29 protein-coding genes are annotated in these 25974 nt (G+C 70.2%); 3 read left to right on the top strand and 26 right to left on the bottom strand.

Annotated features, from left to right (window positions below; genetic code table 11):
• Window positions 1-25: 25 nt before the first annotated feature.
• The 4 genes from AC2D80_RS02170 to AC2D80_RS02155 form a co-directional block, all read right to left on the bottom strand.
• Window positions 26-1027, bottom strand: coding sequence for an NAD(P)H-dependent glycerol-3-phosphate dehydrogenase (locus tag AC2D80_RS02170; RefSeq protein ID WP_484631336.1), 1002 nt, complete (start codon window positions 1025-1027; stop codon window positions 26-28).
• Window positions 1028-1032: 5 nt separating this feature from the next.
• Window positions 1033-1488 (bottom strand): protein-export chaperone SecB, encoded by a 456-nt coding sequence (gene secB / locus AC2D80_RS02165; protein ID WP_484631335.1) that lies wholly within the window; start codon window positions 1486-1488, stop codon window positions 1033-1035.
• Window positions 1489-1578: 90 nt separating this feature from the next.
• The gene (gene grxC / locus AC2D80_RS02160; protein WP_484631334.1) at window positions 1579-1839 is read right to left on the bottom strand and encodes a glutaredoxin 3; all 261 of its coding nucleotides are present in this window, start codon (window positions 1837-1839) and stop codon (window positions 1579-1581) included.
• Window positions 1840-1847: 8 nt separating this feature from the next.
• Window positions 1848-2267 (bottom strand): rhodanese-like domain-containing protein, encoded by a 420-nt coding sequence (locus AC2D80_RS02155; protein ID WP_484631333.1) that lies wholly within the window; start codon window positions 2265-2267, stop codon window positions 1848-1850.
• A gap of 154 nt (window positions 2268-2421) precedes the next feature.
• On the opposite strand from AC2D80_RS02155, the gene gpmA reads away from it, so the two are divergent.
• The 3 genes from gpmA to AC2D80_RS02140 all read left to right on the top strand — a co-directional run bounded on the left by gpmA (window position 2422) and on the right by AC2D80_RS02140 (window position 5541).
• Complete coding sequence (gene gpmA, locus AC2D80_RS02150; RefSeq protein ID WP_484631332.1) at window positions 2422-3165, top strand: 2,3-diphosphoglycerate-dependent phosphoglycerate mutase; 744 nt, start codon at window positions 2422-2424, stop codon at window positions 3163-3165.
• 131 nt (window positions 3166-3296) lie between these two features.
• Window positions 3297-4778, top strand: a complete 1482-nt coding sequence (locus AC2D80_RS02145; protein WP_484632629.1) for a S41 family peptidase — start codon at window positions 3297-3299, stop codon at window positions 4776-4778.
• A gap of 7 nt (window positions 4779-4785) precedes the next feature.
• The gene (locus tag AC2D80_RS02140; protein ID WP_484631331.1) at window positions 4786-5541 is read left to right on the top strand and encodes a HesA/MoeB/ThiF family protein; all 756 of its coding nucleotides are present in this window, start codon (window positions 4786-4788) and stop codon (window positions 5539-5541) included.
• A 12-nt stretch (window positions 5542-5553) separates the two neighbouring features.
• On the opposite strand, the gene AC2D80_RS02135 is transcribed toward AC2D80_RS02140, so the two are convergent.
• From AC2D80_RS02135 to AC2D80_RS02030, 22 genes are all read right to left on the bottom strand, one after another.
• Window positions 5554-6060 carry a thermonuclease family protein gene (locus AC2D80_RS02135; RefSeq protein WP_484631330.1) on the bottom strand — a complete coding sequence of 169 codons (507 nt, stop codon included), beginning with the start codon at window positions 6058-6060 and terminating at the stop codon, window positions 5554-5556.
• Window positions 6057-8516 carry a ligase-associated DNA damage response DEXH box helicase gene (locus AC2D80_RS02130; protein WP_484631329.1) on the bottom strand — a complete coding sequence of 820 codons (2460 nt, stop codon included), beginning with the start codon at window positions 8514-8516 and terminating at the stop codon, window positions 6057-6059. Before AC2D80_RS02130 ends, AC2D80_RS02135 begins: the two co-directional genes overlap by 4 nt.
• A 7-nt stretch (window positions 8517-8523) precedes the next feature.
• Entirely contained in the window at window positions 8524-8745 is a 222-nt protein-coding gene (locus AC2D80_RS02125) for a hypothetical protein (RefSeq protein ID WP_484631328.1), read from the bottom strand.
• 116 nt (window positions 8746-8861) lie between these two features.
• Window positions 8862-9335, bottom strand: a complete 474-nt coding sequence (locus tag AC2D80_RS02120; protein WP_484631327.1) for a DM13 domain-containing protein — start codon at window positions 9333-9335, stop codon at window positions 8862-8864.
• Between the two features lie 66 nt (window positions 9336-9401).
• Entirely contained in the window at window positions 9402-9896 is a 495-nt protein-coding gene (locus tag AC2D80_RS02115) for a 6,7-dimethyl-8-ribityllumazine synthase (protein WP_484631326.1), read from the bottom strand.
• Between the two features lie 145 nt (window positions 9897-10041).
• Complete coding sequence (locus AC2D80_RS02110; RefSeq protein ID WP_484631325.1) at window positions 10042-10911, bottom strand: DUF429 domain-containing protein; 870 nt, start codon at window positions 10909-10911, stop codon at window positions 10042-10044.
• 7 nt (window positions 10912-10918) lie between these two features.
• Complete coding sequence (locus AC2D80_RS02105) at window positions 10919-11800, bottom strand: EamA family transporter (RefSeq protein ID WP_484631324.1); 882 nt, start codon at window positions 11798-11800, stop codon at window positions 10919-10921.
• Between the two features lie 58 nt (window positions 11801-11858).
• Window positions 11859-12284: a BLUF domain-containing protein gene (locus AC2D80_RS02100; RefSeq protein WP_484631323.1), complete on the bottom strand. Its 426-nt coding sequence runs from the start codon at window positions 12282-12284 to the stop codon at window positions 11859-11861.
• Between the two features lie 43 nt (window positions 12285-12327).
• Complete coding sequence (gene folE / locus AC2D80_RS02095) at window positions 12328-13056, bottom strand: GTP cyclohydrolase I (RefSeq protein WP_484631322.1); 729 nt, start codon at window positions 13054-13056, stop codon at window positions 12328-12330.
• Window positions 13057-13107: 51 nt separating this feature from the next.
• Window positions 13108-14892, bottom strand: coding sequence for an ATP-dependent DNA ligase (locus tag AC2D80_RS02090; protein ID WP_484631321.1), 1785 nt, complete (start codon window positions 14890-14892; stop codon window positions 13108-13110).
• On the bottom strand, window positions 14889-15941 hold the full coding sequence (locus tag AC2D80_RS02085) for a ligase-associated DNA damage response exonuclease (RefSeq protein WP_484631320.1): 1053 nt from the start codon (window positions 15939-15941) through the stop codon (window positions 14889-14891). The genes AC2D80_RS02090 and AC2D80_RS02085 overlap by 4 nt, the downstream gene beginning before the upstream one ends.
• Before the next feature lie 15 nt (window positions 15942-15956).
• A complete protein-coding gene (gene clsB / locus AC2D80_RS02080; protein WP_484632628.1) occupies window positions 15957-17222 on the bottom strand; it encodes a cardiolipin synthase ClsB in 1266 nt (421 codons plus the stop codon).
• Window positions 17223-17258: 36 nt separating this feature from the next.
• The gene (locus tag AC2D80_RS02075; RefSeq protein ID WP_484631319.1) at window positions 17259-17987 is read right to left on the bottom strand and encodes an endonuclease/exonuclease/phosphatase family protein; all 729 of its coding nucleotides are present in this window, start codon (window positions 17985-17987) and stop codon (window positions 17259-17261) included.
• Window positions 17984-18463 (bottom strand): dihydroneopterin triphosphate diphosphatase, encoded by a 480-nt coding sequence (gene nudB / locus AC2D80_RS02070; protein ID WP_484631318.1) that lies wholly within the window; start codon window positions 18461-18463, stop codon window positions 17984-17986. The genes AC2D80_RS02075 and nudB overlap by 4 nt, the downstream gene beginning before the upstream one ends.
• A 61-nt stretch (window positions 18464-18524) precedes the next feature.
• A complete protein-coding gene (gene aspS, locus AC2D80_RS02065; RefSeq protein ID WP_484631317.1) occupies window positions 18525-20318 on the bottom strand; it encodes an aspartate--tRNA ligase in 1794 nt (597 codons plus the stop codon).
• An 18-nt stretch (window positions 20319-20336) separates the two neighbouring features.
• On the bottom strand, window positions 20337-21020 hold the full coding sequence (locus AC2D80_RS02060; RefSeq protein ID WP_484631316.1) for a DUF502 domain-containing protein: 684 nt from the start codon (window positions 21018-21020) through the stop codon (window positions 20337-20339).
• 19 nt (window positions 21021-21039) lie between these two features.
• Window positions 21040-21351 carry an FmdB family zinc ribbon protein gene (locus AC2D80_RS02055; protein WP_484631315.1) on the bottom strand — a complete coding sequence of 104 codons (312 nt, stop codon included), beginning with the start codon at window positions 21349-21351 and terminating at the stop codon, window positions 21040-21042.
• Between the two features lie 149 nt (window positions 21352-21500).
• Window positions 21501-23066, bottom strand: a complete 1566-nt coding sequence (gene ubiB, locus AC2D80_RS02050; RefSeq protein ID WP_484631314.1) for a ubiquinone biosynthesis regulatory protein kinase UbiB — start codon at window positions 23064-23066, stop codon at window positions 21501-21503.
• The gene (locus tag AC2D80_RS02045; RefSeq protein WP_484631313.1) at window positions 23063-23608 is read right to left on the bottom strand and encodes a ubiquinone biosynthesis accessory factor UbiJ; all 546 of its coding nucleotides are present in this window, start codon (window positions 23606-23608) and stop codon (window positions 23063-23065) included. Before AC2D80_RS02045 ends, ubiB begins: the two co-directional genes overlap by 4 nt.
• Window positions 23609-23722: 114 nt before the next feature.
• Window positions 23723-24718: a Tim44 domain-containing protein gene (locus tag AC2D80_RS02040; protein WP_484631312.1), complete on the bottom strand. Its 996-nt coding sequence runs from the start codon at window positions 24716-24718 to the stop codon at window positions 23723-23725.
• A 96-nt stretch (window positions 24719-24814) separates the two neighbouring features.
• Window positions 24815-25546 carry a bifunctional demethylmenaquinone methyltransferase/2-methoxy-6-polyprenyl-1,4-benzoquinol methylase UbiE gene (ubiE, locus tag AC2D80_RS02035; protein WP_484631311.1) on the bottom strand — a complete coding sequence of 244 codons (732 nt, stop codon included), beginning with the start codon at window positions 25544-25546 and terminating at the stop codon, window positions 24815-24817.
• An 11-nt stretch (window positions 25547-25557) separates the two neighbouring features.
• Complete coding sequence (locus AC2D80_RS02030) at window positions 25558-25971, bottom strand: gamma-butyrobetaine hydroxylase family protein (protein ID WP_484631310.1); 414 nt, start codon at window positions 25969-25971, stop codon at window positions 25558-25560.
• Window positions 25972-25974: the final 3 nt, after the last annotated feature.

The following is a 25974-nucleotide window of genomic DNA, read 5'->3' as shown; positions in this document are numbered from 1 at the left end:
GCACGGGCCGGCACCCACGCCAGCGTCAGGCCAGCCGACCCTCGGCCTTGGGATCGCGCCCCATGAGCGCCGCAATCGCCTCAGGCGGCTGACACACACCGTCGAGCAGCGCCAGCACCGCCTCGCTGATCGGCATGTCCACGCCCACGGCGCGCGCCCGCTGGACCACGGTGCGCGCGCTGTACACCCCCTCGGCCACGTGGCCGAGTGAATCCACGGCGGCCTGCAACGTGAGCCCGCGGGCGAGCAGCTGGCCGACGGTGCGGTTGCGGGACAGGTCCCCGGTGGCGGTGAGCACCAGGTCGCCGAGGCCAGACAGCCCCATGAAGGTATCGACCCGCGCGCCCAGGGCCACGCCCAGGCGCGTCATTTCCGCCAGGCCGCGGGTGATCAGCGCGGCCCGTGCGTTGAGGCCGAGGTTGAGCCCATCGCACAGGCCGGTGGCGATCGCCAGAACGTTTTTCACGGCCCCGCCGACTTCCACGCCCACGATGTCGTCGTTGGCATAGACGCGCAGCGCCGGGCTGTGGAAGGCCGAGACGAGTTGCTGGCGAACGGTCTCATGCTCGCTGGCGGCGACGAGGGCGGTGGGCTGACCGCGGGCCACCTCCTGCGCAAAGCTCGGCCCACTCAGAATGCCCACCGGCAACCCGGGCGCCACCGCGGCCGCCACCTCGTGCCCCAGCAGACCCGGGGTGCCGTCGGGCTCGCGCGGGCGCTCAAAGCCCTTGCAAAGCCAGGCCACGGGCGCGCCACGGCCGGCCAGAGCGGTCAGGGTGTCGCGCAAGGCGGCCATGGGCGTGGCCACGACGAATAGATCGGCCTGCGGCAGACCGCCGGAGGCCACCTGCAACCCGTCGGGCAGGGCCACGCCGGGGAGGTAGCGCGCGTTCTGACGCGCGGCGTCCATCGCCGCCGCCTGCGCGGCGTCGCGCGCCCACAGGGTGATGGCGGCGTGGCCATGCCGTGCGGCGCTGACGGCCAGCGCCGTTCCCCACGCGCCCGCGCCCAGCACCGCGATGCGCATGGCGCTCAGTTGGTGATGATGCGCGGCGCGTCCTCGGCAGCCTGCGCCTGCTGCTGCTCGTACATGGCCTGGAAATTGATCTCGGCCAGATGCACCGGCGGGAAGCCGGCGCGCTGCACCACGTCGGCCACGTTGCTGCGCAGGTAGGGGTAGACGATTTGCGGGCAGGCGATGCTCAGGATCGGGCTCATCTGGTCCTGGGGCAGGTTGCGGATCTCAAAGATGCCGGACTGCTTGCACTCGACCAGGAACACGGTCTTGTCCTTGATCTTGGTCGTCACCGTGGCGGTCACGGACACCTCGTACACGCCATCGGCGGCGTTCGCCGCTTCCACACCGAGCTGGATGTCCACCGACGGCTGCTCCTGCTCGAGCAGGATCGCCGGCGAGTTGGGTTGCTCCAGCGACGCCTCCTTGAGGTAGATGCGCTGGATCTGGAAGACGGGCTGTTGGTCGGACATGGTCGCGGTCTCGGTTCGGAACAAAAGAAAACCCGCCGGGGAAACGTTCCCGCAGCGGGCCCGGGCGGAATTATCGCAGCCGCCGGTCGCTCAGGACTGTTGCAGCAGCGGCAGCAGGCCGCCGCGGGCGTCGAGCGCATGCAGATCGTCGCAGCCCCCGACATGGGTCTCGCCGATGTAGATCTGCGGCACGCTGGTGCGGCCGGTGCGCGCCGTCATCGCGGCGCGCACGTCGGGCTTCCCGTCCACCACGATCTCGTCGTAATCAGCCACCCCACGGGCCTGGAGCAGCGCCTTGGCGCGCTGGCAATAGGGGCAGTAGTCGCTGGAATAGATGGTGACCTTGGCCATGGCGGACCTCAGGCTTTCTCGGCTTTTTCCACCGGCAGGCTGGCCGACCGCCAGGCGCCCATGCCGCCGGACAGCGAGTGGGCCTTTTCGAAGCCCAGCTTGCGCGCCAGCGCCACCGCCTTGTTCGCTTTCGCGCCCGTCGGACACACCAGAATCACCGGCGTGGCCTTGTTCTTCACCACAGCCGGCAGCTTGGCCTCCAGCTCGGCCAGCGGCACATGGCGGGCCCCGTTGACGTGGCCGGCGGCGAACTCCGCCTCCTCGCTCACGTCGATGACGACCGCCTTCTCGCGGTTCATCAGGTTCACCGCCTCAACGGTGTTGAGCGTGCCGGCGCGTCCCCCGGCCTGCACCGCGGGCCACAGCAGCAATGCCCCGGAGGTGAAGGCAACAACGATCAAAACCCAGTTTTCAATGAAGAAGCTCACGGCATCACCTTGGTGTGGAAGCCCGGGATTCTAAAATGTCGGGCTGTGCCTCCGGGCAGTCCAGCCCGCGAAGGCCCACCGCCGGCGCGCCTTTGGCGCGTCAGGCTTCCGTTGCGAACCACCCCTCCCGACCACCCCCAGCCCTCCCTCCGCGATGTACAAGCTCGTCCTCATCCGCCACGGCGAATCCACCTGGAACCTCGAAAACCGCTTCACCGGCTGGACCGATGTGGACCTCACGCCCACCGGCGTGTCGCAGGCCATGTCGGCCGGCCAGCTGCTCAAGGCCGAGGGCTGGGATTTCGACATCGCCTACACCAGCGTGCTCAAGCGGGCGATCCACACGCTGTGGTACGTGCTCGACGCCATGGACCGGACCTGGCTCCCGGTCGTCAAACACTGGCGTCTCAATGAGCGGCACTACGGCGCCCTGCAGGGCCTGAACAAGGCCGACATGGCACGGCAGTACGGCGAAGAGCAGGTGCTGGTCTGGCGTCGCAGCTATGACACCCCGCCGCCGGCCCTGGAGGCCACCGACCCGCGCTGCGAGCGTGGCGACCGCCGCTACGCCCTGCTGGCGCCGGAGCAGGTGCCGCTGACCGAGTGCCTTAAGGACACCGTGGCGCGCGTGATCCCGTTCTGGACCGAGTCGCTGGCCCCCGCCATCAAGGCCGGCAAGCGGGTGGTGGTCGCCGCCCACGGCAACAGCATCCGGGCGCTCATCAAGTATCTGGACAACGTGTCCGATACCGACATCGTGGGGCTGAACATTCCCAACGGCATCCCGCTGGTCTACGAGCTGGACGAGAACCTGCGTCCGATCCGCCACTACTACCTCGGCGACGCCGAGGCAGCGGCCCGGGCGGCCGCGGCCGTGGCGACCCAGGGCAAGGCCTGAGGGCGGATGTCCGAGCGGGGGCATGGGGGAACCCGGGCACCCGCCGCGGGTCACAGGTGTATATTGGCCCGGACCGGGTGGCCTGAGGGCCGCCCGGGCGTTTTGCGAAGGTGAGAGACATGTCCAAACCCGTGAGCCAGAAGCTCAAGACCGCCGGCTGGATCGCCGTGGGCGCGGTCGCCGGTGCCCTGACGACCGTGCAGCTGCAGGCGGTGGCCCGCAGTTCGCTGGCTCCGCTGCCGCTGGAGGAGCTGCAGCAGCTCGCGGCGGTGTTCGGCATGATCAAGAGCGATTACGTCGAGCCGGTGGACGAGAAGAAGCTGATCTCGGAAGCCATCTCCGGCATGGTGTCCAGCCTGGACCCGCACTCGCAGTATTTCGACAAGAAGTCCTTCAAGGAATTTCGCGAAGGCACCAGCGGCCGCTTTGTCGGCGTGGGCATCGAAATCACCATGGAAGACGGCTTGGTGAAGGTCGTCTCGCCCATCGAAGACTCGCCCGCCTTCCGCGCCGGCCTCAAGAGCGGTGACCTGATCACCAAGATCGACGACACCAACGTCAAGGGCCTGAGCATCAACGAGGCGGTCAAGCTCATGCGGGGTGAGCCGCGGACCAAGGTGCTGCTCACCGTGTTCCGCAAGGACGAGGACCGTACCTTCCCGGTGACGATCACGCGCGAGGAGATCAAGACCCAGAGCGTCAAGGCGCGCCCGGTCGAGCCCGGCTATGCCTGGATCCGCGTGTCCCAGTTCCAGGAGCGGACCACCGAAGACTTCACCCGCAAGCTGGAGGAGTTGTACAAGGCCGACCCGGGCATGAAGGGTCTGGTGCTTGACCTGCGCAACGACCCGGGCGGCCTGCTCGACGCGGCGGTGGCGATGTCGGCGGTTTTCCTGCCGGAGAACGTGACGGTGGTCTCCACCAACGGGCAGCTCGACGACAGCAAATTCACCTACAAGTCGATCCCGCAGCATTACCTGCGCCGCGGCGGCAACGACCCGGTCAAGCGCCTGACCGACGCCACCGGCGGCCTGTACAAGCGCATTCCGCTGGTGGTGCTGGTCAATGAAGGGTCGGCGTCGGCGAGCGAGATCGTCGCCGGCGCGCTGCAGGACCACAAGCGCGCCACCATCATGGGCAGCCAGACCTTCGGCAAGGGTTCGGTGCAGACCGTGCGCCCGCTCGGGCCCGACACCGGCCTGAAACTGACCACCGCGCGGTACTACACGCCGTCGGGTAATTCCATCCAGGCCAAAGGCATCGTGCCCGACGTGATGGTCGATGAGACGGCCGAGGGCAACGTGTTCGCGGCGCTGCGCACCCGCGAGGCCGACCTGCAGAAGCACCTCAACAGCCCCGGCGAAGCCCGCAGCGCCCCGCTCACCGACGCCCAGCGCGCGGCCGAACAGCAGCGCGACCAGGAACGCGAAGCCGCCCGCAAGAAACTCGAAGAAGAGGCCAGGAAGAACCCCAGCCAGCGCCTTGTGCCGGAGTTCGGCAGCGAGAAGGACTTCCAGCTGCAGCAGGCCCTCAACCAACTCAAGGGCAAGCCCGTGCAGGCGAGCAAGACGCTGGCCGTGCGGCCGACCGACGACGCCAAGAAGCAGAACTGAGCCCGGCGTGAACGACGCCCAGCTGCTGCGCTACTCGCGCCACATCCTGCTCGATGACCTCGGCGTCGAGGGGCAGGAGCGGTTGTTGGCCGGCCACGCGCTGATCATCGGCGCCGGCGGGCTCGGCTCGCCCGCGGCGCTGTATCTGGGCAGCGCCGGCGTGGGCCGCATCACCGTGGTCGACCACGACGCGGTGGACGAAACGAACCTGCAGCGCCAGATCGCGCACAACCTCGCGCGCGTGGGCCGGCCCAAGGCCGAGTCGGTGCGTGAAGCGATCGCGGCCATCAACCCCGATCCGGTGGTGGAAGCCATCACCCAGCGCGCCGACGACGCGCTGCTGGACCGTCTCGTGGCCGAGGCCGACGTGGTGCTGGACTGCACCGACAACTTCGCCACCCGCCACGCGGTGAACCGCGCCTGCGTGCGACACGCGCGGCCGCTGGTCTCCGGGGCGGCCATCCGCATGGACGGCCAGCTCAGCGTTTACGACACCCGGCAGCCCAACGCCCCGTGCTACGCCTGCGTGTTTCCCGAGGACAGCGGCGTCGAAGAAACCCGCTGCGCCACGATGGGTGTGTTTGCGCCGCTGGTGGGCATCGTCGGCACGATGCAGGCGGCCGAGGCGCTGAAGCTGCTGGCCGGGCTGGGCTCGCGCCTCACGGGCCAGCTGCTCATGATCGACGGACGCGACCTGGCGTTCAACGCCATCGGCCTGCCCGCCCACCCGGCCTGCCCGGTCTGCGGCCACCGGCACGGCTGAGCCGTCCCCGAGTCAGCGGCTGCGCGCGGTTTCGCACGGCCCGTGGCGGCGCCGGAACGCGCGGGGCTCCTCGGCCAGCGGATCCGCGAATACCCCGCGCCCGGCGCGCCGCGCCAGCTGTTCGTCCCGCGCATACGGGCCCTCACCGGAGCGCCAGCGATAGGCCCAGGCCCAGCCCTCGCGCACCAGCCACCGGTTGATGTCTTCGCCGCGCCAGACGATCACCGCGAGCTGGCGGCCGTAGTCGTCCTCGGCCTGCGGCCGCACGGTGACGGTGGCGCGCTCCAGCCGCGCGGCCAGCGCATCGCGCGCGGCGCGGCCGCCAGGCTGGCAGATTTCGGGCGCGTCAATGCCCTGGAGCCGCACGCGGCGCGGTGCCCCGCCGTCCAGGGGACGCACCCACAGCGAGTCGCCGTCGGACACGCGGGTCACCCGCGCCTCGAACGAGGCCCCCTGCGCCGACGCTCCGCCGGGCACCGCCAGGACCCACGCCAGCACCCACACAGGCCCCCACCTCACCGCCCCGCCTCCGCCTCGCGCAGCAAGCGCTCCAGACGCGCGGCCAGCTGCTCGGTCGTGAGCCGTTCGCGCAGGCGCTCCACCATCAACGGCAGGCTCAACGGGCTGGGTGCGCTCAGGGCCACCGCCTCGCGGCGCCAGCCGCGCAGGCGACCCAGCACCGCCCGCAACCGCGCCAGGTCGAGCTCGTGCGACAACACCTCGCGCCGGGCCTGATCGAGCAGCAGGTTGCCCGGGTCGTACTGCCGGAACACGTCGTAGAAGAGGCTGCTGCTGGCCTGCAGCTGCTTGAGGCTTTTCGGCGCGCCCGGGTAGCCGCCAAACACCAGCCCGGCGATGCGCGCGATCTCGCGAAAGCGACGCTGGGCCAGCTCGCCGGCGTTGAGCGAAGCGAGCACATGGTCCAGCAGGTCGTCCTCGACGAACGCGCTGCCGTCCAGCAGCGGCTCCAGCGGCACCGGCTCCGCACCCAGCAGCTCCAGGCCGTAATCGTTGACCGACAGGCTGAAGGTGTTGGCTTGCGCCCTCGACAGCCGCCACGCCAGCAGACTGGCCAACCCCAGATGCACCTGCCGGCCGGCGAAGGGGTACAGACACAAGTGATGGCCTTCCCGGGAACGCTGGTGCTCGATCAGCAGCACGCCCGGGCGCGGCAGCGCGGAGCGCTCGGCCTGGGTGCGCAGCATCGGGCCGGCGGCGGTCAGCTCGGGGCTGTGGAAGCGCCCGTCCGCGGCCTCGGCCATCTGTGCCAACACGGCATCGGCCAGTTCGGTGGACAGCGGCATCTGCCCGCCCTGCCAGGTGGGCACGGCGCCCTTGGCCTTGGTGGCCTTCTTGACCCAGGCGGTCATGTCCTGCACACGCACGAACTCCAGCAGACGCCCGGCGAACACAAAGCAGTCGCCGCGGCGCAGGCGGCCGATGAAGCCTTCCTCGATGGTGCCGATGCGCGCGCCGTTGAGGTACTGCACCTGCAAGGCCGCGTCGCTGACGATGGTGCCCACGCCCAGGCGGTGGCGACGGGCCGTGGCCCGACCCTGCGGTGTGTCGGGCACGGTCCAGCGGCCATCTTCGGCGCGGGCGATGCGGTGGTAGTCGGGGTAGGCGGTAAGGCTGTCACCGCCGCGCTCGCAAAACGCCAGCGCCCAATCGAAAGCGGCCCGTGAAAGATGGCGGTACGCCCACGCGCCGCGGACCTCGTCGTACAGCGCCTCGGCATCAAATCCGCCGCCCAGCGCCACGGTAACCAAGTGCTGCACCAGCACATCCAGCGGCTGCTCCGGGCTGTGGCGCGACTCCACGCGCCCGGCCAGCGCGGCCGCGCGCACCGCGGCGGCTTCGACCAGCTCCAGCGTGTTGGTCGGCACCAGCGTGAGCCGGCTGGGCCGCCCGGGCGCGTGACCACTGCGCCCGGCGCGCTGCAGCAGGCGGGCCACGCCCTTGGCCGAGCCGATCTGCAGCACCCGCTGCACCGGCAGGAAGTCGACACCGAGGTCCAGCGACGACGTGGCGACCACCGCCTTGAGCTGCCCACCCTTGAGGCCCTGCTCCACCCACTCACGCACCGATTTGTCCAGGCTGCCGTGGTGCAGCGCCACCTGACCGGCCCAGTCGGGCCGCGCGTCGAGCAGCATCTGGTACCACAGCTCGGCCTGGCTGCGCGTGTTGGTGAACACCAGCGCGGTGTCGCTGCGCGCCAGCTCCTCCACCACCGGCGCTTGCATCCGGGCGCCCAGGTGGCCAGCCCATGAGTAGCGACCCGGCTCCTCGGGAATGAGCGTGTCGATCACCAGCGTCTTGTCGACCCGGCCTTGCACCCCCACCGACGGCCCGCCGCCGCACAACACGGCCCGCGCCTCGTCGAGATTGCCCAGCGTGGCGCTCATGCCCCAGACCTGGAGGTCCGGACGCCAGCGCCGCAGCCGGGCCAGCGCAAGCTGCACCTGCACACCGCGCTTCGTGCCGAGCAGCTCGTGCCACTCGTCCACCACGACCGCGCGCACACCGCCCAGCGCGGTGGCGGCTTCGGGCCGGCTGAGCAGCAGGCTCAGGGACTCGGGCGTGGTGACCAGGGCGGAGGGCAGCCGGCGGTCCTGGCGGGCACGCTCGGCGCTCGCGGTGTCGCCCGTGCGCAGGCCCAGCGTCCAGCCGGGAGCGAGGTCGGGCAAGGGCGCGGCCAGCGCGGCCGCACTGTCGGCCGCGAGCGCACGCATCGGCGTGATCCACAGCGCCGTGAGCGCCGGTGCACGCGGTGGCGGCGTGGCACCGGCCAGCCGCTCCAGCAGGCCGAGCCAGACAGCGTAGGTTTTGCCGGCACCGGTGGTGGCGTGCAGCAAACCACTCTGGCCGGCCGCCTGGGCGGCCCAGACCTCGCGCTGGAAGTCAAACGGCGTCCATCCGCGCGCGGCCATCCAGGCGCGGGCGCGCGGGGCCGGATCGCGCGGGACGCGGGGCATGCGCCGGTCAGCGCGAGCGGCCGCCCACCACCACCAGCACCACGCCGGCCGCGATGGCTGCGAGACCCGCCCACACCGGCAGGTTGACCGTTTCCTCCTGCTTCACGGTGAGTTCCACCGGGCCCAGCTTCACCGCCTCGGTCTCCTTCGTGTACTTGAACTGGCCCAGGGCGAGCGCGGCGGCGCCCGCGGCGATGAGCACGATGCCGGCGAGGGTGGCGATTTTCATGGCGGCTCCAGCGAAAGAGGAAAGCCCGGGATGATGCCTCAGAGCCCCGGCGGATGCCGTCCCTCGGCCGGGACGGCGGGAAGCGACGGGCAGCCTGGCCACAGGCCGCCGCCGCCTCACCGGTAAGCCGCGGCGGTGATGAACTCGCCGAAGGTTTCGCACCACACGACCACCGCGCGGTAGCGATCGACATCCACGTCGGGCGGCAGCTCGACCAGGAAGTTGTCGAAGGTCTTGACGTCACCCACGCGGCGCATCGAAGCCTTCAGCCGCAGGAAATCCGCCTCGGTCTCCACAAACTCGGGCGACAGGTAGAGCTTGTAGTCCGGGCCGGGCGACAGCCGCCCCTGCAGCGCGACGTGGCGCGGGCCGACACTGACCGTGCCTTCGCCCCAGTGAAGCGGGTCGCTGTCGCGCAGGTCGCGGCGGAAGGTGCCGGTGTGGCGCGCCTGACCGGCGACCTGGGCCACATCGCTGGCCGCCGGCGCGTCGGGCGCGATCAGGATCGGCAGCAGGTAGATGCCCAGCCCCACACCAATCAGCAGCGCGGTGACGTGGGTGGCGATGGTGAGAAGGAAGCGGCGGGTCATGGCGGGGGTGGGCGATGGCGGTTGGCGGAGGACGGATGCGCGTCGGTCGGGCCAGCCGCCCAACCCTTACACGCCGGGCGGCAGCGCGCGCAGGCTGGCCACGGTGAGCAGGCAGGCCTGGGCGGCTTCCGTGCCCTTGGCGGCGAAATGCTGCTGCAGGAACTTGCGGTGTTCGACGTGTTCGTGGAAGTGGTGCGGCGTCTGCACCGCGCTGATCACCGGCACCCCGGTGGCGAGCTGCACATCCATCAGCGCCTGCACCACGGTGGCGGCCACGAAGTCGTGGCGGTACACACCGCCATCGACCACCAGCGCGCTGCCGACGACGGCGGCATAACGGCCGGAGCGGGCCAGGCGCTGGGCGTGCAGCGGGATCTCGAACGCGCCCGGCACGTCGAACACGTCGATGGACGCGCGGTCGAAGCCGGCGCGCGCCATCTCGGCGAAGAAGGCGTCGCGCGAGCGCTGCACGATGTCGGGATGCCAGGAGGCTTCGACGAAGGCGAAGCGCAGGTCGCGCGGCAGCGCGGGCAGGTGGGTGGCTTGGGGAGCTTCGGGCATGGGCGCGAGTCTAGTCCACGGCGTCAGAGAGGACACACCCCGCCGAGTCGCCAGGGCGCGCCAGCGGAGGTGCGTCTTCTCTGAGGCCGTGGACGGGGGCGCGGTGGGTGCGGCACGCGCGCGGCAGGACAGCGGCGTGCGGCGTTCAGGCGGTCACGATCCAGCCCTCGAGCGGATCGGCGTCGGGCAGTCCCCAGCGCGGGTGACCGCGCTCGTGCTGCACCTGCGCCCAGGCGGCCTGCAGCAGGCACAGCACGGCGTCGAGCCGGTCGCCGCTGGGGTCGTCGGCGAGCGCATCGCGCTGCGCATGACTCAAACGCAGACGCAGCCCAGCTTCGCGCAGGCGCGGCGCGTCGCCGCTCTCCAGCGCGTGGATCAGGGTCTTGCGCGCGATCAGGCGGTCGGGGGTCTGCCGGGTGCGGTCGTCGCTTTTGTAGGAGGTGTTGCCCAGCACGCTGCGCGCCAGCAGGCCGGGGTAGGCCTCCAAAGCCACGCGATCCGGATTGCCCGGCACGGGCGAACCCACGCCGGCCAGCGTGACGCCAGCGGCGCGCAAGCGCGGCACGCCCGCGTGCAGCATGAAGGCCACCGGCGGGTTGACCCACTTCATGCTCGGGCTGGAACCGGCGGGGCCGTCGGTGGCCCGATGGGCGAACTTGCCGCCCACCGGGCGCGCTGCGCAGAACGCGGCGAAGGCGTCGCGGATGGCCGCGCGTGGCAGGGAGGCGTAGTGATCCAGGCAGGCCGCCCAGTCGGTGGGCCATCCCAGCGACACCACCAGCTCACGCGGCAGGCCGAAGGGCAGGTCGAAGCCGCCCAGCCAGGGACCGGGCGCGCGCAGCCGCCCGGTCCAGGCGTCCAGCGAGTCGTGGGCTTCCAGCCCGGCCAGCGTGACGCGGCCGCGGTCAAGACGGCCCACGGCCAGCGTGATGGGTTTGCGCCGCGTGGGCGCGCTGGTGAAGTCGCAGCCCAGCAGGGTGAGGCCGGCGGCGGAAGGGGCAGGCGCTTGGCTCATGGGGCGATCATCCCAGCCCCAGCGCGATCACGCCGCCGGCAATCAGGATGGCCCCGCCCAGCCGCGCCAGGCGGTCGCCTTCGCCCAGCAGGTGACCACCCAGCAGCGCGGCGAACAGCATGGACACCTCGCGCGCCGGCGCCACGTGGGAGATGGGGGCCTCGCGCATGGCGAACAGCACCAGCACATAGGCCACCGGGCTGATGAAAGCCACCACCAGCGCCGCGCGCCACTGGCGCGCCCACAGCAGCCGCGCGGTCGGGCGGTCGCGCCACGCCACGGGCGCGAGCAGGGCCACGCGGAAGAAATTGCCCATGTAGTCCACCAGGATCGGCGACAGCAACGCGACCTTCACCGCGTAACCGTCCACCACGGTGTAGGCCGCGATGAACACCCCGGTCAGCAGACCGTAGGCCACCCCCGCGTGGACCCGCGCGCGGGCGGCCGGGTCGTGCGCGGCGCGCAGCAGGGCGGGCCCGCCCGCGATCAGGAACACACCGCCCACCACCGCCGCGATACCGACCGCGCCCAGCGCCGACAGCCGCTCGCCCAGCAGCGTGACCGCCACCAGCGACGACAGCAGCGGACCGCTGCCGCGCGCCAGCGGATAGACCACGGTGAGGTCGGCGTGTCGGTAGCCGCGCAGCAGGCTCACGTAGTACGCCACGTGCAGCACGCCGCTGGTGGCCACCAGCCCCCAGGCCAGCGCGTCCCACTGGGGCACGGCCTCGCGCCCGAGCCACCAGCCCAGCGGCGCCCAGACGACCATCATGAGCACCGCGGTGAAGAAGGCGAAACGGGCATCGCCCCCCGCCTGCTTGGCCACGATGTTCCAGCCCGCGTGCAGCAGGCCGGCGAGCACGATGAGAGAGAAGGCGGTCAGCGACATGGCGCGCGCCAGGTCGACACCGGCGACCCGGCGGCCGCGGGTCGTGGCGGTCGGGCGCTCAGGCCCGGCCGATGATGCTGGCGGTGGCCATCAGCTCTTCGAGCAGGGCCAGCGAGACACGGCCGGACACGGCGTAGGGATCGAACTCCGGGCGCTCGGAGTACTTCAGCACGATGCTGGTGTTGAGCTTGGCCAGGTTGACCGTGCCCATGGTCCAGCCGCCAAAGCGCCGCTCGGTGATTTCCTCGTAGTGCAGCAGCACGACGTCGGTGTGGCGCGGGTCGGTGATGATGTGGTTGTACAGCCGGTTGACGGCGGTGCGTCCGCCCTCGATGGCCTGCAGGAACACGCCGCCGCCGTAGCACAGGACGCCGGTGATTCCGTTGCCCAGGTTGTGCGAGCGGGACGATTCGAGGATGGATTCGATGGCCTTGACGCTGTCTTGTTCGACGGCGCGGCTGACGTAGAGCAGGCGGACCAGCATGGCAGTTTCCGGAGTGGCGGATCGGCGGGACGTGGGCGGGGGATCAGCGGGGGATCAGGGAGAGGAATTCGCGGCGCAGGTTCGGGTCCTTGAGGAACACGCCGCGCATGACCGAGTTGATCATCTTGCTGTCCATGTCCTTCACACCGCGCCAGGCCATGCAGTAGTGGCTGGCCTCCATCACGATGGCCAGGCCATCGGGCTGGGTCTTTTCCTGGATCAGGTCGGCGAGCTGGATCACCGCCTCTTCCTGGATCTGCGGGCGACCCATGATCCATTCGGCCAGGCGCGCGTACTTCGACAGGCCGATGACGTTGGTGTGCTCATTGGGCATCACGCCGATCCAGATGCGGCCGATCACCGGGCAGAAATGGTGGCTGCAGGCGCTGCGCACCGTGATCGGGCCGACGATCATCAGCTCGTTGAGGTGCTCGGCATTGGGAAACTCGGTGACAGCGGGGCCCTTCACATAGCGGCCGGCGAACACCTCCTTGAGATACATCTTCGCCACGCGGCGCGCGGTGTCGGCGGTGTTGTGATCGTTCTCGGTGTCGATCACCATGGACTCCAGCACACCCTGCATCTTGGACGAGACCTCGTCGAGCAGCTGCTCCAGCTCACCGGGCTGGATGTAGGCGGCGATGTTGTCGTTGCTGTGGAAGCGCTGGCGGGCGGCCTTCAGGCGCTCGCGGATCTTGACCGACACGGGCACGCCGGCGTCGTCGTCATCGGGGGCGGCGTTGTTCATGGCTTGATCGGTTTTCATGAGCATGGGTCATGCTAACACCCACCCCCCGCCCCGGGTGTGACGAGGTCTTTGGACCTACGCCGGTGCGGCGCGGCTGGCCGGCAGCAGCGCCAGCAGCGCGGGCAAGGTGTCGGCCTCGTGCAGCGGCTTGTCGGGACGCGGTCGCAGCATGCGCGGAAATCGCAGCGCCACGCCGCTCTTGTGACGCGGGCTGCGGGCAATCCCCTCGAAGGCCAGTTCGAACACCATCGTCGGCCGCACGCTGCGCACCGGGCCGAACTTCTCCAGCGTGGTCTTGCGAATCACCGCGTCGACCGCGCGGAACGCTTCGTCGGTGAGGCCGGAGTAGGCCTTGGTGAAAGCCACCAGCTGCAGGCCGTCGGGGTCGGGCGGGCGCCGCGCGGCGATGGCCTCGACCACCGCCTGCGCTTCGTCCGCATCCGCCGGCGCGCGGTTCCACACCGCAAAGGTGTAGTCGGTGTAGACCGAGGCGCGCCGGCCGTGGCCCGCCTGCGCGTAGATCAACACGCCGTCCACCGTGAACGGCTCCACCTTCCATTTCCACCACGCCAGCGGCGCGTCATCGCCTGATCGGCGCACGCGGCCGGTGCCGTAGCGGCTGTCCCGGTGCTTGAGCATCAAGCCTTCCACCCCGAGCGACCGCGATTGCGCGCGCCACGCCGCCAGCGACGGCCAGTCCGCGCCGGCCAGCAGCGGCGAGACCACGAGCCGCGGCGACACCGCGGCGGCCAGCGCCTGCAGGGCGGCGCGGCGCTCGTGCTGCGGGCGCACGCGCTGGTCCACGCCGCCGAGCTCCAGCACGTCGTAGGCCACGAACCCCACCGGTGCGTCGGCCAGCACCTTCGCGTTGAGCGCCTGGCGCCCGATGCGCTGCTGCAGCCGCGCGAACGGCGCCGGCCGTCCCGGCGTGTCGGCGCCGGGCAGCGGCGGTGCCTCGCGGTCCCAGACCACGATCTCGCCGTCCACCACCGTGCCATCGGGCCAGCCCGCGGCCAGCGCCTGCAGCTCGGGAAAGCGCTCGGTCATCAGTTCTTCGCCGCGCGACCACACCCACACCCCACCCGCACGGCGCACGACCTGGCCACGGATGCCGTCGAACTTCCACTCCGCGAGCCAGTCACTGGCTGGCCCGAGGCCCTCGGCCGGGTCCTCCAGCAGCGGCTGGGCGAGAAAAAAGGGCCAGGGCTGGCTGGGTTCGCGGGGCATCGCCGCCGCGGGGCCATCGGTTCCGGCTGGCGCGATCGCTGCCGGCGCGATCACGGCGCGCCACGCCTCGGCGGTGGGCAGGCGTTTGCCGTCGGTGTAGCCCATCATGCGGGCGGCCACGAGCGTCGCGTCCAGCCCCGCGTGGCGGGCGACGGCGCGCTGCACCAGCAGCTTGCTCACACCCACGCGGAAGCCGCCCCCGACCAGCTTGACGAGCAGAAAGCGGCCCAGCGTGTCGAGTTCGCGCCAGGCGGCGCGCAGGGCGTGGGCCACGGTGGCGTCATCGGCGCCGCGCAGCGGCAGAAGCCGCTCATGCATCCACACCGCCAGCCCGGGCGGCTCGGCCGCGGGCACGGGCGGGGGCAGGACCAGCGCGATGGTTTCGGCGAGGTCACCCACCGCCTGGTAGCTCGCCTCGAAGAGCCAGTCGGGCAGCCCGGCGGCCTCGGTGGCCACCGCGCGCAACAAGGCGGTGCGCACGGTCTGGCGCGGTTTTCCCCCGGCCAGGAAATACACGGCCCAGGCGGCGTCCTCATCCGGTGCAGCGGCCAGGTAGGCCACCAGCGCATCGACCTTCGCGGCGGTGCTGGTGGTGGCGTCGAGCGCCGCGTACAACTCGGCGAAACGCTTCACGCGCCCTCCCCGGCCGACGCGCCGGCGGGTGCCTCGGCCGCGGCCTCCTGGTCGTCGCCATACTCGGTCTCGAAGGCCTCGGCCTGCAGACCCTGCTCTTGCAGGTAGCGCACCAGCACCGGCACGCTGCCGTGCGTGACGATCACGCGCGGCGCGCCGGTCGCGCCGATCGCCGTCAGCAGACCGGGCCAGTCGGCATGGTCGCTGAGCACGAAGCCGCGGTCGTGGCCGCCGCGGCGGCGCTGGCCACGGACCTGCATCCAGCCGCTGGCGAAGGCGTCGCTGAATTCCCCGAAGCGCCGGACCCACGGTGTCCCCAGCGCGCTGCCGGGACACAGCACCAGCGCGCGGCGCAGCGCGCCACGGTCGGCCACCTCGCTGACCAGCCGGGTCTCGGGCAGTGCGACGCCGACGGCGCGGTAGGCGCGGTTCAGCGGCTCCACCGCGCCGTGGCACACGATCGGCCCGATGGACGCATCCACGCCCGCCAGCAGACGCTGCGCCTTGCCCAGGCTGTAACACACCAGCACGCTGGCGCGCCCGGCCTCGGCGTTGGCCGCCCACCAGGCGTTGATCTCGCCAAACAGGCGCGCGTCGGGCTGCCAGCGGTAGATGGGCAAGCCGAAGGTCGATTCGGTGATGAACACGTCACAGCGCACTGGCTCGAAGGGCGTGCAGGTGCGGTCGGGCGTGGCGCCCGCCGGGGTGGGCCGGTAGTCACCGCTGGCCACCCACACGCGCCCACCGTGTTCCACGCGCACCTGCGCCGAGCCCAGCACGTGTCCGGCCGGGTGCAGGCTGATGCGAACGCCGCGGTGTTCGACCGCCTCGCCATAGGCCAGCCCCTGAAACGTGATGTCGGCGCCGAGGCGCGCGCGCAGCAGTCCCTCGGACACGGCGGTGGCCAGGTAGTGGCCGTGGCCGGGCCGGGCGTGGTCGGCGTGGGCGTGGGTGATCACGGCGCGGTCCACCCGGCGCCAGGGGTCGATGTAGAAGTCGCCCGGCGGGCAGTACAGGCCCTCGGGCCGCTGCACGATCAGGTCGCTCATCGCGGGGCGCGCGCCTCAGTATTCATGGCCAGTGAGGAACAACACGGTGCGCATCACGCCGAACGCCACCCGGTCGAGCACACGCTGCGTCCAGGGCCGCTGGCCCAGCGTCTGCGCATCCAGCCGCTGCCCGGCGGTGTTCATCAGGCGGTCCAGGCCGTCGCGCAGCCGCTGGCTGAACACGCGGTCGGTGGTCAGCACGTTGGCCTCCCGCGCCAGCAACAGCGACAGCGGGTCCAGGTTGGTCGAACCCACTGTGGACCAGCGGCCATCGACCACCGCCACCTTGGCGTGCAGAGCGCTGGGGGCGTATTCGTGGATCTCGATACCGGCGTCAACCAGCCGCTGATACACCGGCCGCGCGGCGCGGTACTGCAGGAAATGCTCGTACTTGCCCTGCAACAGCAGGCGCACGCGCACGCCCCGGGCCGCCGCCATCAGCAGCGCACGGCGCAGCTTGCGGCCGGGGATGAAGTAGGCGTTGGCGATGACGATTTCCCGGCGCGCTTCGCCAATGGCCTTGAGGTAGGCGCGCTCGATGTCGTGGCGATGGCCGACGTTGTCGCGCAGCAGCAGGCCGGCGCGCGCGCCCTGCACCGCCACCACCGCGCTGTCGTCGAAGGCCGGCTCACGGCCGGGTCGGGCGTAGCGTTCGATCTTGTCCAAGAGACGCGAAAAATCGCCCACCGGCCGCGACTCGCGCAAGGCCTCCCACGCGGCCTTGAACTCGCGCTGGCGGGCGCGTCGTGCCGCCTGCAACCGCCACCACAACGACTCCATCGTCTCCACCATGTCGGCCACCAGCGGACCGGCCACGCGCAGCGAATAGTCCAGGCGCGGTGCCGTGAGCCGCCCCAGCGCCACATCGTCCTGGTCATCGATGATGTTGATGCCGCCGCAAAAGCCGATCGTCCCGTCGACCACGCACAGCTTGCGGTGCAGCCGACGCCAGCGGCTGGGCAGCAGCAGCCCGAAACGCCCCAGCGGCGCATAGACGCGCAGCGCCACGCCCGCATCGGTCAGGCGGCGTTGCCACACCGCCGGGATGCGGGGCGTGCCCGCCCCGTCGATCACCAGCCGCACCGCCACGCCCCGCCGTGCCGCACGCTCCAGCGCCTCGGCCACCGCCAGCGCCGACCCGGCGAATTCAAAGATGTAGGTCTCCAGGTGGATCACCTGGTGGGCGGCGTCCATCGCCTCCACCAGCGCCGGGAAAAATTCCGCCCCGCCCTGCAGCAGCCAGAGCTGGTGTCCGGGGAGGAGGCTGGTGGCGCGCGGGATCACGGTCGGAGGCGGTGTGCGGGGACAGCCGGTGGCTCAGAAAGCCAGGTCGGCGATCAGCGGCAGGTGGTCCGACATGCGCGCCCAGGTGCGGCCATGCGGCACATGGGCCGACACCGGCGTGAGCCCGCGCACGTAGATGCGGTCCAGGTGGAGCAGGGGCAGGCGGGCGGGAAAGGTCGGCAGGCGGATGCCGTCGAAAGTGACCAGGCCCAGCTCGGCCATTGGCCGCAGCAGCTGCGCGCCCCAGTCGTTGAAATCGCCCGCCACCACCAGCGGCGCCGACGCCGGCACCACGCGCGCCAGGTACTGGCCCAGGCGCCGGACCTGGCGCTCCCGGCTGGCGTGGATCAGCCCGAAATGGACTACCACCACATGCACCTCGCGCTCCTGCACCAGCAACACCGTGTGCAGCAGCCCGCGCTGCTCGAAGCGGTGGTCCGACACATCGGTGTGGAACACGTCGAGCACCGGCCAGCGCGACAGCAGGGCGTTGCCATGCTCGCCATGGCGGGTGACCGCGTTGGTGCGGTACACGGCCTCATAACCCTCGGGAGACAGGAAATCGGCCTGCTCGATCTCCGGCCAGCGGGTGAAGAGCTTCTCCATCTTGCGGTGGTGGCGCCGCACCTCCTGCAGGCAGACGATGTCGGCATCGAACTGCTCCACCGCGTGCTGCAGGTTGTGAATCTCCAGCCGGCGCGCCGGCCCCAGGCCCTGCACGCCCTTGTGGATGTTGTAGGTGGCCACCCGCAGCGTGCTCATGGCGCCATGATGACATGGCCGCCCAGCCGCGGCAGCCAGGCAATGGCTTCCGCGTTCGACGGCGAAAAGCAGCGCTCGGCGGCCTCGCGCCACGGCAGCCAGACCTGGTCGCGGTGCTCGCGCGGGCTCAGGCGCACCGGCCGCGCGGCGGGCACACACAGACCAAACAGGCGCTCGGTGTTGTGCGTGATCCCGGGCGCGTAGCGGTGGCGCCAGCGGGGGTAGATTTCGTACACGTTCTCCAGCGCCCAGTCGCGCAGCGCATGGCCGGGGGCCCGGGCGTCGATGCCGGTTTCCTCGGCCACCTCGCGCACGGCCGTGGCCTCAAACGGCTCATCCGGCGTGTCTTTCGCCCCCGTCACCGACTGCCAGAACCCGGGCGCGTCGGCCCGTTCGATCAGCAGCACCTCCAGCGCCGGGGTGTGAATCACCACCAGCACCGACTGCGGAATCTTGAAGGGGCGTGGCTCGCTCATGGCAGGCAGAAACAATCAGGGCGCCCGCAGGCGCCCTGTGATTCTGGCCGAAGCCGCGCCCTCAGGCCGGCTGTGGGTTGCGCAGCTTGATGTGCAGCTCGCGCAGCTGCTTTTCATCCACCACGCTTGGCGCCTGGGTAAGCAGGCATTGCGCGCGCTGGGTCTTGGGGAAAGCAATCACGTCGCGGATCGACTCGGCGCCGGTCATCAGCGTGACGATGCGATCCAGGCCAAAGGCCAGCCCACCGTGGGGCGGTGCGCCGTACTGCAGCGCGTCAAGCAGGAACCCGAACTTGAGCTGGGCTTCCTCGGGCGTGATCTTCAGTGCGTCGAACACCTTCTGCTGCACGGCCGCGGTGTGAATCCGCACCGAGCCCCCGCCGATCTCCCAGCCGTTGAGCACCATGTCATAGCCCTTGGCGATGCAACGGCCGGGGTCGCTGACCATGAAGTCCTCGTGCCCGTCTTTCGGCGCGGTGAAGGGGTGGTGCACCGCCGTCCAGCGATCCGCCTCTTCGTCGTACTCGAACATCGGGAAATCGACCACCCACATCGGTGCCCAGCGGGCCTCGAACAGGCCGTTCTTTTTGCCGAGTTCGCTGTGGCCGATCTTCAGACGCAGCGCGCCGATGGCGTCGTTGACGATCTTGGCCTTGTCGGCGCCGAAGAACAGGATGTCGCCGTTCTGCGCGCCGCTGCGCTGCAGGATGGCGGCAATGGCCGCGTCGTGCAGGTTCTTGACGATCGGGCTTTGCAGGCCGTCACGGCCCTTGGCCACGTCGTTGACCTTGATCCACGCCAGGCCCTTGGCGCCGTAGATCTTCACGAACTCGGTGTACGCGTCGATCTCGCTGCGGCTCATCTCGCCACCGCCGGGCACGCGCAAAGCCACCACCCGCCCGTTTTTCATGAGGGCCGGCGCACTGAACACCTTGAAGTCGACATCGCCCATCACGTCGGTGAGTTCGGTGAACTCCATCTTGACGCGCAGGTCGGGCTTGTCGGAGCCGAAGCGATGCATCGCCTCGGCGTAGGGCATCACCGGGAACGCGCCCAGGTCCACGCCCAGCACCTTCTGGAAGACGCTGGTGATCATGCCCTGGAACATGTCGCGGATGTCCTGCTCGGTGAGGAAGGACGTTTCGATATCAATCTGCGTGAACTCGGGCTGGCGGTCGGCGCGCAGGTCCTCGTCGCGGAAGCACTTGGTGATCTGGTAGTAGCGGTCGTAGCCGGCCACCATCAGCAGCTGCTTGAAGAGCTGCGGCGACTGCGGCAGCGCGAAAAACTGACCGTCGTGCACACGGCTGGGGACGAGGTAGTCGCGGGCGCCTTCGGGCGTGCTCTTGGTGAGCATCGGGGTTTCGATGTCGACAAAGCCGTTCTCATCGAGGAACTTGCGCACCTCCATCGCCACGCGGTAGCGCAGCATGAGATTGCGCTGCATGGCCGGGCGACGCAGGTCGAGCACGCGGTGCGTCAGGCGGGTGGTCTCCGACAGGTTGTCGTCATCGAGCTGGAACGGCGGCGTGACGGACGGGTTGAGGACCTTCAGTTCGTGGCACAGCACCTCGACCTTGCCGCTCTTGATGGCGTCGTTGGTGGTGCCTTCCGGACGGGCGCGCACCACCCCGATGACCTGCACGCAGAACTCGTTGCGCACGTCTTCGGCGGTCTTGAACATGTCCGGGCGGTCAGGGTCGCACACCACCTGCACCGTGCCTTCGCGGTCACGCAGGTCGATGAAGATGACACCGCCGTGGTCGCGGCGGCGGTTGACCCAGCCGGCGAGCGTGACGGTCTGACCCAGTTGGGCTTCGGTCACCAGACCGCAATAGAGGGAGCGCATGGGCATGTCGGTTCTTCTTTCCGTTCAGGGCAAGGGCGGCCGGGCCGCGGAGTCGGCAACGGGCGGCAGGGCCCCGGCTGCGCGCTGGCTGCCGGGCACGATGACGCCCATGGAAACGATGTAGGTGAGGGCTTCGTCAACGGACATCGCCAGCTCGACACAGTCGCGCTGGCGGACCATCACAAAGTAGCCGCCGGTGGGGTTGGGCGTGGTCGGGACGTACACGCTGATGAACGGCTCATCGGCCGCCGACCCGGGCTTGGCACGCAGGGCAGACAGCACCTGTCCGCCGGGCTGGCCCGTCAGGAAGCCGATGGTCCACATGCCGTCGTGCGGCCATTGCACGAGCACCGCCTTGCGGAACGCATTGCCCTTTTCGGAGAACAGCGTGTCGGACACCTGCTTTACGCCCGAATAGATCGAGCGGACCACCGGGATGCGGTGCAGCAGCGCGTGCCACCAGGTGACGAGGCGGTGGCCGATGATGTTCGACGCGAGCGCCCCGATCGACAGCACCACGCCCAAGGCAAACAGCACCCCGAGGCCGGGAATGTGCACACCCAGCCAGTTGTCGGGCTGCCAGGCCACCGGCAACACCCGCAGCGTCTGGTCGAGCGTGGTGACCACCCAGTCGAGCACCCAAAGGGTGATGATCAGGGGCACCAGGACCAGCAGTCCGGAGAGCAGCCATTTGCGCAAAGCAGCCATGGGTCGAGGCCGGTGGCCGTCAGGCGCCCGCGGCGGGCGCGGGAGCCGGCGCTGGGGCGGGGGCCGCCGCGGGCGCGGACGCCGGCGCAGCGGCCGGCGCATCGCTGGCGGCAGGCGCCGGCGCGGCGGTCTTGCCGCTGGCCGGTTGGCCGCCGCGGAAGTCGGTCACGTACCAGCCGGAGCCCTTGAGCTGGAAACCGGCGGCGGTGACTTGCTTGCGGAAGGTCGCCTGTCCGCAGGACGGGCAGGTGGTCAGGGGCGCGTCGGAAATTTTCTGCAGCACGTCCTTGGCATGGCCGCAGGACTCGCACTGGTAGGCGTAGATGGGCATGGCGTGAACCGGGTCGGGACGGTGAAATGGGTGGGTTCGGGGCCGGCCGGCCGGCAGGGCCGTGCGGCGGGCCCGGCCCCTGCCGTTCGGCCGCACCGAACGACAAAACCGCACATTATAAATTCGCGCCCCGTTTTCCGGGCGCCGCTTCACCAGAGCCGCACGCGCAGCAACACCTGCATCGCCAGCAGGCCGAGCACGAAGCCGACCCCACCGTAGATGATGGCCTGCAGCAGCCGGTTGGTGCGGCGCTGCTCGGCCAGCAGGCTGTCGAGCTCGCGCCGCAGTTCGGTGGGACGGTGCTGTAGGTAGTCGTGCATCAGCCGGGGCAGGGCCGGCAGCAGCTTGGCGTACTGGGGGGCTTCGGCCTTGAGCTGGGCGAGCAGCTTCTGCGGGCCGACCTGTTCCAGCATCCACCGCTCCAGAAAGGGCTTGGCGGTGCTCCAGAGATCGAGTTCGGGGTCCAGATCCCGACCCAGCCCTTCGATGTTGAGCAGCGTTTTCTGCAGCAGGACCAGCTGGGGCTGGATTTCCACCTGGAAGCGGCGCGAGGTCTGGAACAGGCGCATCAGGACCAGCCCGAGCGAGATTTCCTTCAGTGGTCGGTCGAAGTAGGGCTCGCAGACGGCGCGAATGGCCGATTCCAGCTCGTCGACGCGGGTCTGGGGGGGCACCCAGCCGCTTTCGATGTGCAGTTCGGCCACGCGCTTGTAGTCACGCCGGAAGAAGGCGGTGAAGTTCTGCGCGAGGTACTCCTTGTCGAACTCGGTGAGCGTGCCGACGATGCCGAAGTCGAGCGAGATGTAGCGGCCGAAGGTTTCGGGCGCCAGGCTGACCTGGATGTTGCCCGGGTGCATGTCGGCGTGAAAGAAGCCGTCGCGGAAGACCTGCGTAAAAAAGATGGTCACGCCGTCGCGGGCGAGCTTGGCGATGTCCACGCCCTGGCGGCGCAGTTCATCCACGCGGTTGATGGGCACGCCGTGCATGCGCTCCATCACCATCACCTCGGTGTGGCAATAGTCCCAGAACATCTCGGGGATCAGCACCAGGTCCAGCCCGGTCATGTTGCGGCGCAGCTGGGCGGCGTTGGAAGCCTCGCGCAGCAGATCGAGCTCGTCGTGCAGGTACTTGTCGAACTCGGCGACCACCTCGCGGGGTTTGAGCCGCTTGCCATCGGCCGACAGGGCCTCCAGCCAGCCCGCCATCAGGCGCATGAGGCTGAGGTCTTTGTCGATCACCGGCAGCATGTTGGGCCGCAGCACTTTGACGGCCACCTCCCGGCCGGCGTGGCGGCCGTCGCGCAGCGTCGCGAAATGCACCTGGGCGATCGACGCGCTGGCCACGGGGACGCGGTCGAAACTGGCGAACACCTGATCGAGCCGGCGCCCGAACGCGCGCTCGATGGTGGCCACGGCCACCGCGCTGTCAAACGGTGGCACGCGGTCCTGCAACCTGGCCAGTTCGTCGGCGATGTCGGGCGGCAGCAGATCGCGGCGGGTCGAGAGCACCTGACCGAACTTCACGAAGATGGGGCCCAGCCGTTCCAGCGCCTCGCGCAGGCGCTGACCACGCGGCGTGTCGAGCCGACGACCGACCGAGACGATGCGCCCCACCAGCCGCAGGCCAGGGTGGCGGAAGCTGGACAGCACCAGCTCGTCCAGCCCGTGGCGGAACACGACCCAGACGATGAAGGCACCGCGCAGGAAGCGCCTCATGCGGACGGCCCCGCCGGCGGGCGTGGCATCTTCGACACCAGGGCCCGCAGCGCCGACGACAGGGCGCGGCCGCCCTGCGCCAGGGTGTGTGCCGGCGCGTCGCCGAAGACACGCGCGAGATCCTCCTCGGCGTCCCAGCGCACGTTGTCCACCAGCCAGGCCACCTCGGCGGCCAGCAGCACGTCACCCTGGATGTCCACCGCCGGCTTCTGGCCGGCCAGCGCGGTCTGCACGAGCGCCAGCGGCGACGGGTCGGTGAGCGTGACGGTGAGGTCGGGCGCGGCCTGCGGGTCGGCGCGCTCCAGCAGGCCGGCGGGCGTGGCGGCCAGCATCAGGTGGATCTCGCCCCAACGCAGCCGCACCAGCTTGCCGCGCTGCCGGCGCAGCCGATCCATCGCGGCGGGTTCTTGCTGCAACACGTGGTTGAGCGCCAGCACCAGTCGGTTCTGCAGCTCATCGACGACCCAGGCTGGCGGCTTGAGTGCGCCCAGCAGGGTTTGCAAGGGATGGGGGGGCGGGGACGGAGGAACGTCGGTGCTCATGGTCGCCCGATTCTCGGCGATATCGCCGCGATTCCCGCGCACCGGGCGCAGGGCGGGGTCACCGGGCGGGGTTACTCGGAGCGCGCGCGCCTGACGACAGGGCCACCGGCCATGTCACTGCAGGGCTTGCACGCCCGCCACCAGCCAGCCGCCGGGGCCCGTGCGATCCCGGGTGACGTTCCAGACCTCGCGGAACGGGCTCGGGCCTGCCGAAGGTTCTTCACGGATCAAGCCGGAAAACTCCACGCTCGCCATGTACGCATCGGGCAGTTCCTCGATGCCCAGCAGGGAGGCCTCCAGCATGACCACCTCGGTGCGGTTGGCCGTGCTGCCGGTGTGACGTTCGCGCTCGGCCAGCTGGGTCTGAATCTGAGCCACCATGTCGTCGGTCATCATGGCGCGCAGCGCCGGGATGTCGGCGCGGTCCCACGCGTCCTGCAGGTGGACGAAATTGGCGCGGGAGGCGGCGAGGAACCCCTCGACATCGAAGCCGGCGGGGACGCCCCAGGCCGGCGTGCGACCGATCGACGAACCAATCATCGAGCCCGAAGAAGCCCCCGGGTGCGGCTCCAGCGGCACCGGCGCGCTGCGCTCCCAGGGACGGGCCGAGGCGTCGTTGCCCACGTTCAGCGGGCTGTAGCCGCGCGGCGTGGCCGGTTCGGCCGCCGCCGCGGTGGCAGGCACCATCACCCCGGTTGACGACGCCGGGCGCCGACGCACGAACCAGGTCGCGGCGGCCAGCAACAGACCGGCCAGCAACACCATCAGCAGCACCTGCGCAAAGGCCTCGCCCAAGCCCAGGCTGGAGGCCAGCCAGGCGAGGCCCAGGCCGGCCGCCAGACCGCCGAGCATGCCGCCCCAGGCCGGACGGGTGGCCGCAGCGGCCCCTGCAGCACCGGCCGCGCCGGGCGCGGCGCCCGCGGTGGTGGCAGCACCCGGGTTCGCGGGGCTCGCTGCGGCCGGCGCGGCGCCATCGCGCTGGCTCAGGTGGGGCGACTGCTTGCCCATCGACGTGCCGCCGCCCAGCCGTTTCGCCCACGCATCACCCGAACCCAACGAGAGCCCCACGGCCATGATGAAGGCCACCCCGGCCGACCACACCCTGCGCATGCTTGTCCCCTTTGCTGGCTGTTTGTTTTCTTGCCTTATTGTCATTCGCTTGTCACGTTTGTCGTCACCGTGATCGTCTAACCCGGTCTGCTCGCCTCAGCATCGAATGCCCACGTGCAGCGCCACCACGCCCGCGCTGAGGTTGTGCACATCGACGTGCCCGAAGCCGGCGGCCTTCATCATCTGGCGCAGCGTTTCCTGGTCCGGGTGCATGCGGATCGACTCGGCGAGGTAGCGGTAGCTGGCATCGTCGTTGGCCACCAGCTGGCCCAGCTTCGGCAGCACGTTGAACGAGTACCAGTCATACGCCTTTTCCAGCGGCTTGGCCACGCGGGAAAACTCCAGCACCAGCAGCTTGCCACCCGGGCACAACACCCGCCGCATCTCGGCCAGCGCCCGGTCCTTGTGGGTCATGTTGCGCAGGCCGAAGGCGACGCTGACCAGGTCGAACGATTCATCGGCGAACGGCAGCTTCTCGGCGTCGCAGACCATCGTCGGCAAGGCCAGGCCTTCGTCGAGCAGCCGGGTGCGACCCTCGCGCAGCATGGCCTCGTTGATGTCGGTGTGCACCACACGCCCGGTCGGTCCGACGCGGCGCGCGAAGGCCCGCGACAAATCGCCGGTGCCGCCCGCGATGTCCAGCACCTGCTGACCCGGCCGCGGGTTCGCCACCGTCACCGTGTAGCGCTTCCACAGGCGGTGCAGGCCGGCCGACATCAGGTCGTTCATCACGTCGTACTTCGGCGCGACGGAATCGAACACGCTGCGGACGTGGCGGGCTTTCTCCGTCTCGTCGACGGTGCGGAAGCCGAAATGGGTTTGGGCCATGGGCGCTCCGCTCAGTGGCTGCCGCAGGCGTGGCCGGCCTTGGGTGCCATCGGGGCGTCGCGGTCGACGCCAGCGGCCTTCAACCGGGCCTCGTAATCCGCCCACAGCTCGGCCTGCCGCGAACCCAGGAAGTACAGGTAGTCCCACGAGAAGATGCCGGAATCGTGGCCGTCGTCGAAGGTGGGCTGGACCGCGTAGTTGCCCACCGGCTCCAGCGCCAGCAGACCGACCTCGCGCTTGCCGGTCTGCAGCGTCTCCTGGCCCGGGCCATGGCCCTGGACCTCGGCGGAAGGCGAGTAAACGCGCATCAGCTCGAAGGGGATGCGGAACGATTGCCCGTCGGAGAAAGCGATTTCCAGCGCGCGCGATGCGCCGTGCACCGTGATGTCGACGGGGGTGGGGGTGTTGCGGTCGAGGCCAGCCATGGT

It is taken from the genome of Hydrogenophaga sp. T66, from assembly GCF_057219855.1.
The sequence above is the reverse complement of the archived record's forward strand: the minus strand, read 5'-3'. Positions and strand labels throughout refer to the sequence as shown.

What these genes read in the sequence shown, in the direction of transcription:
- AC2D80_RS02170 (WP_484631336.1), bottom strand. Translation starts at nt 1,027, where the DNA reads ATGCGCATCGCGGTGCTGGGCGCGGGCGCGTGGGGAACGGCGCTGGCC.
- secB (WP_484631335.1), bottom strand. Translation starts at nt 1,488, where the DNA reads ATGTCCGACCAACAGCCCGTCTTCCAGATCCAGCGCATCTACCTCAAG.
- grxC (WP_484631334.1), bottom strand. Translation starts at nt 1,839, where the DNA reads ATGGCCAAGGTCACCATCTATTCCAGCGACTACTGCCCCTATTGCCAG.
- gpmA (WP_484631332.1), top strand. Translation starts at nt 2,422, where the DNA reads ATGTACAAGCTCGTCCTCATCCGCCACGGCGAATCCACCTGGAACCTC.
- AC2D80_RS02130 (WP_484631329.1), bottom strand. Translation starts at nt 8,516, where the DNA reads ATGCCCCGCGTCCCGCGCGATCCGGCCCCGCGCGCCCGCGCCTGGATG.
- AC2D80_RS02125 (WP_484631328.1), bottom strand. Translation starts at nt 8,745, where the DNA reads ATGAAAATCGCCACCCTCGCCGGCATCGTGCTCATCGCCGCGGGCGCC.
- AC2D80_RS02120 (WP_484631327.1), bottom strand. Translation starts at nt 9,335, where the DNA reads ATGACCCGCCGCTTCCTTCTCACCATCGCCACCCACGTCACCGCGCTG.
- AC2D80_RS02115 (WP_484631326.1), bottom strand. Translation starts at nt 9,896, where the DNA reads ATGCCCGAAGCTCCCCAAGCCACCCACCTGCCCGCGCTGCCGCGCGAC.
- AC2D80_RS02110 (WP_484631325.1), bottom strand. Translation starts at nt 10,911, where the DNA reads ATGAGCCAAGCGCCTGCCCCTTCCGCCGCCGGCCTCACCCTGCTGGGC.
- AC2D80_RS02105 (WP_484631324.1), bottom strand. Translation starts at nt 11,800, where the DNA reads ATGTCGCTGACCGCCTTCTCTCTCATCGTGCTCGCCGGCCTGCTGCAC.
- AC2D80_RS02100 (WP_484631323.1), bottom strand. Translation starts at nt 12,284, where the DNA reads ATGCTGGTCCGCCTGCTCTACGTCAGCCGCGCCGTCGAACAAGACAGC.
- folE (WP_484631322.1), bottom strand. Translation starts at nt 13,056, where the DNA reads ATGCTCATGAAAACCGATCAAGCCATGAACAACGCCGCCCCCGATGAC.
- AC2D80_RS02085 (WP_484631320.1), bottom strand. Translation starts at nt 15,941, where the DNA reads ATGAGCGACCTGATCGTGCAGCGGCCCGAGGGCCTGTACTGCCCGCCG.
- AC2D80_RS02075 (WP_484631319.1), bottom strand. Translation starts at nt 17,987, where the DNA reads ATGAGCACGCTGCGGGTGGCCACCTACAACATCCACAAGGGCGTGCAG.
- nudB (WP_484631318.1), bottom strand. Translation starts at nt 18,463, where the DNA reads ATGAGCGAGCCACGCCCCTTCAAGATTCCGCAGTCGGTGCTGGTGGTG.
- aspS (WP_484631317.1), bottom strand. Translation starts at nt 20,318, where the DNA reads ATGCCCATGCGCTCCCTCTATTGCGGTCTGGTGACCGAAGCCCAACTG.
- AC2D80_RS02060 (WP_484631316.1), bottom strand. Translation starts at nt 21,020, where the DNA reads ATGGCTGCTTTGCGCAAATGGCTGCTCTCCGGACTGCTGGTCCTGGTG.
- AC2D80_RS02055 (WP_484631315.1), bottom strand. Translation starts at nt 21,351, where the DNA reads ATGCCCATCTACGCCTACCAGTGCGAGTCCTGCGGCCATGCCAAGGAC.
- ubiB (WP_484631314.1), bottom strand. Translation starts at nt 23,066, where the DNA reads ATGAGGCGCTTCCTGCGCGGTGCCTTCATCGTCTGGGTCGTGTTCCGC.
- AC2D80_RS02045 (WP_484631313.1), bottom strand. Translation starts at nt 23,608, where the DNA reads ATGAGCACCGACGTTCCTCCGTCCCCGCCCCCCCATCCCTTGCAAACC.
- AC2D80_RS02040 (WP_484631312.1), bottom strand. Translation starts at nt 24,718, where the DNA reads ATGCGCAGGGTGTGGTCGGCCGGGGTGGCCTTCATCATGGCCGTGGGG.
- ubiE (WP_484631311.1), bottom strand. Translation starts at nt 25,546, where the DNA reads ATGGCCCAAACCCATTTCGGCTTCCGCACCGTCGACGAGACGGAGAAA.
- AC2D80_RS02030 (WP_484631310.1), bottom strand. Translation starts at nt 25,971, where the DNA reads ATGGCTGGCCTCGACCGCAACACCCCCACCCCCGTCGACATCACGGTG.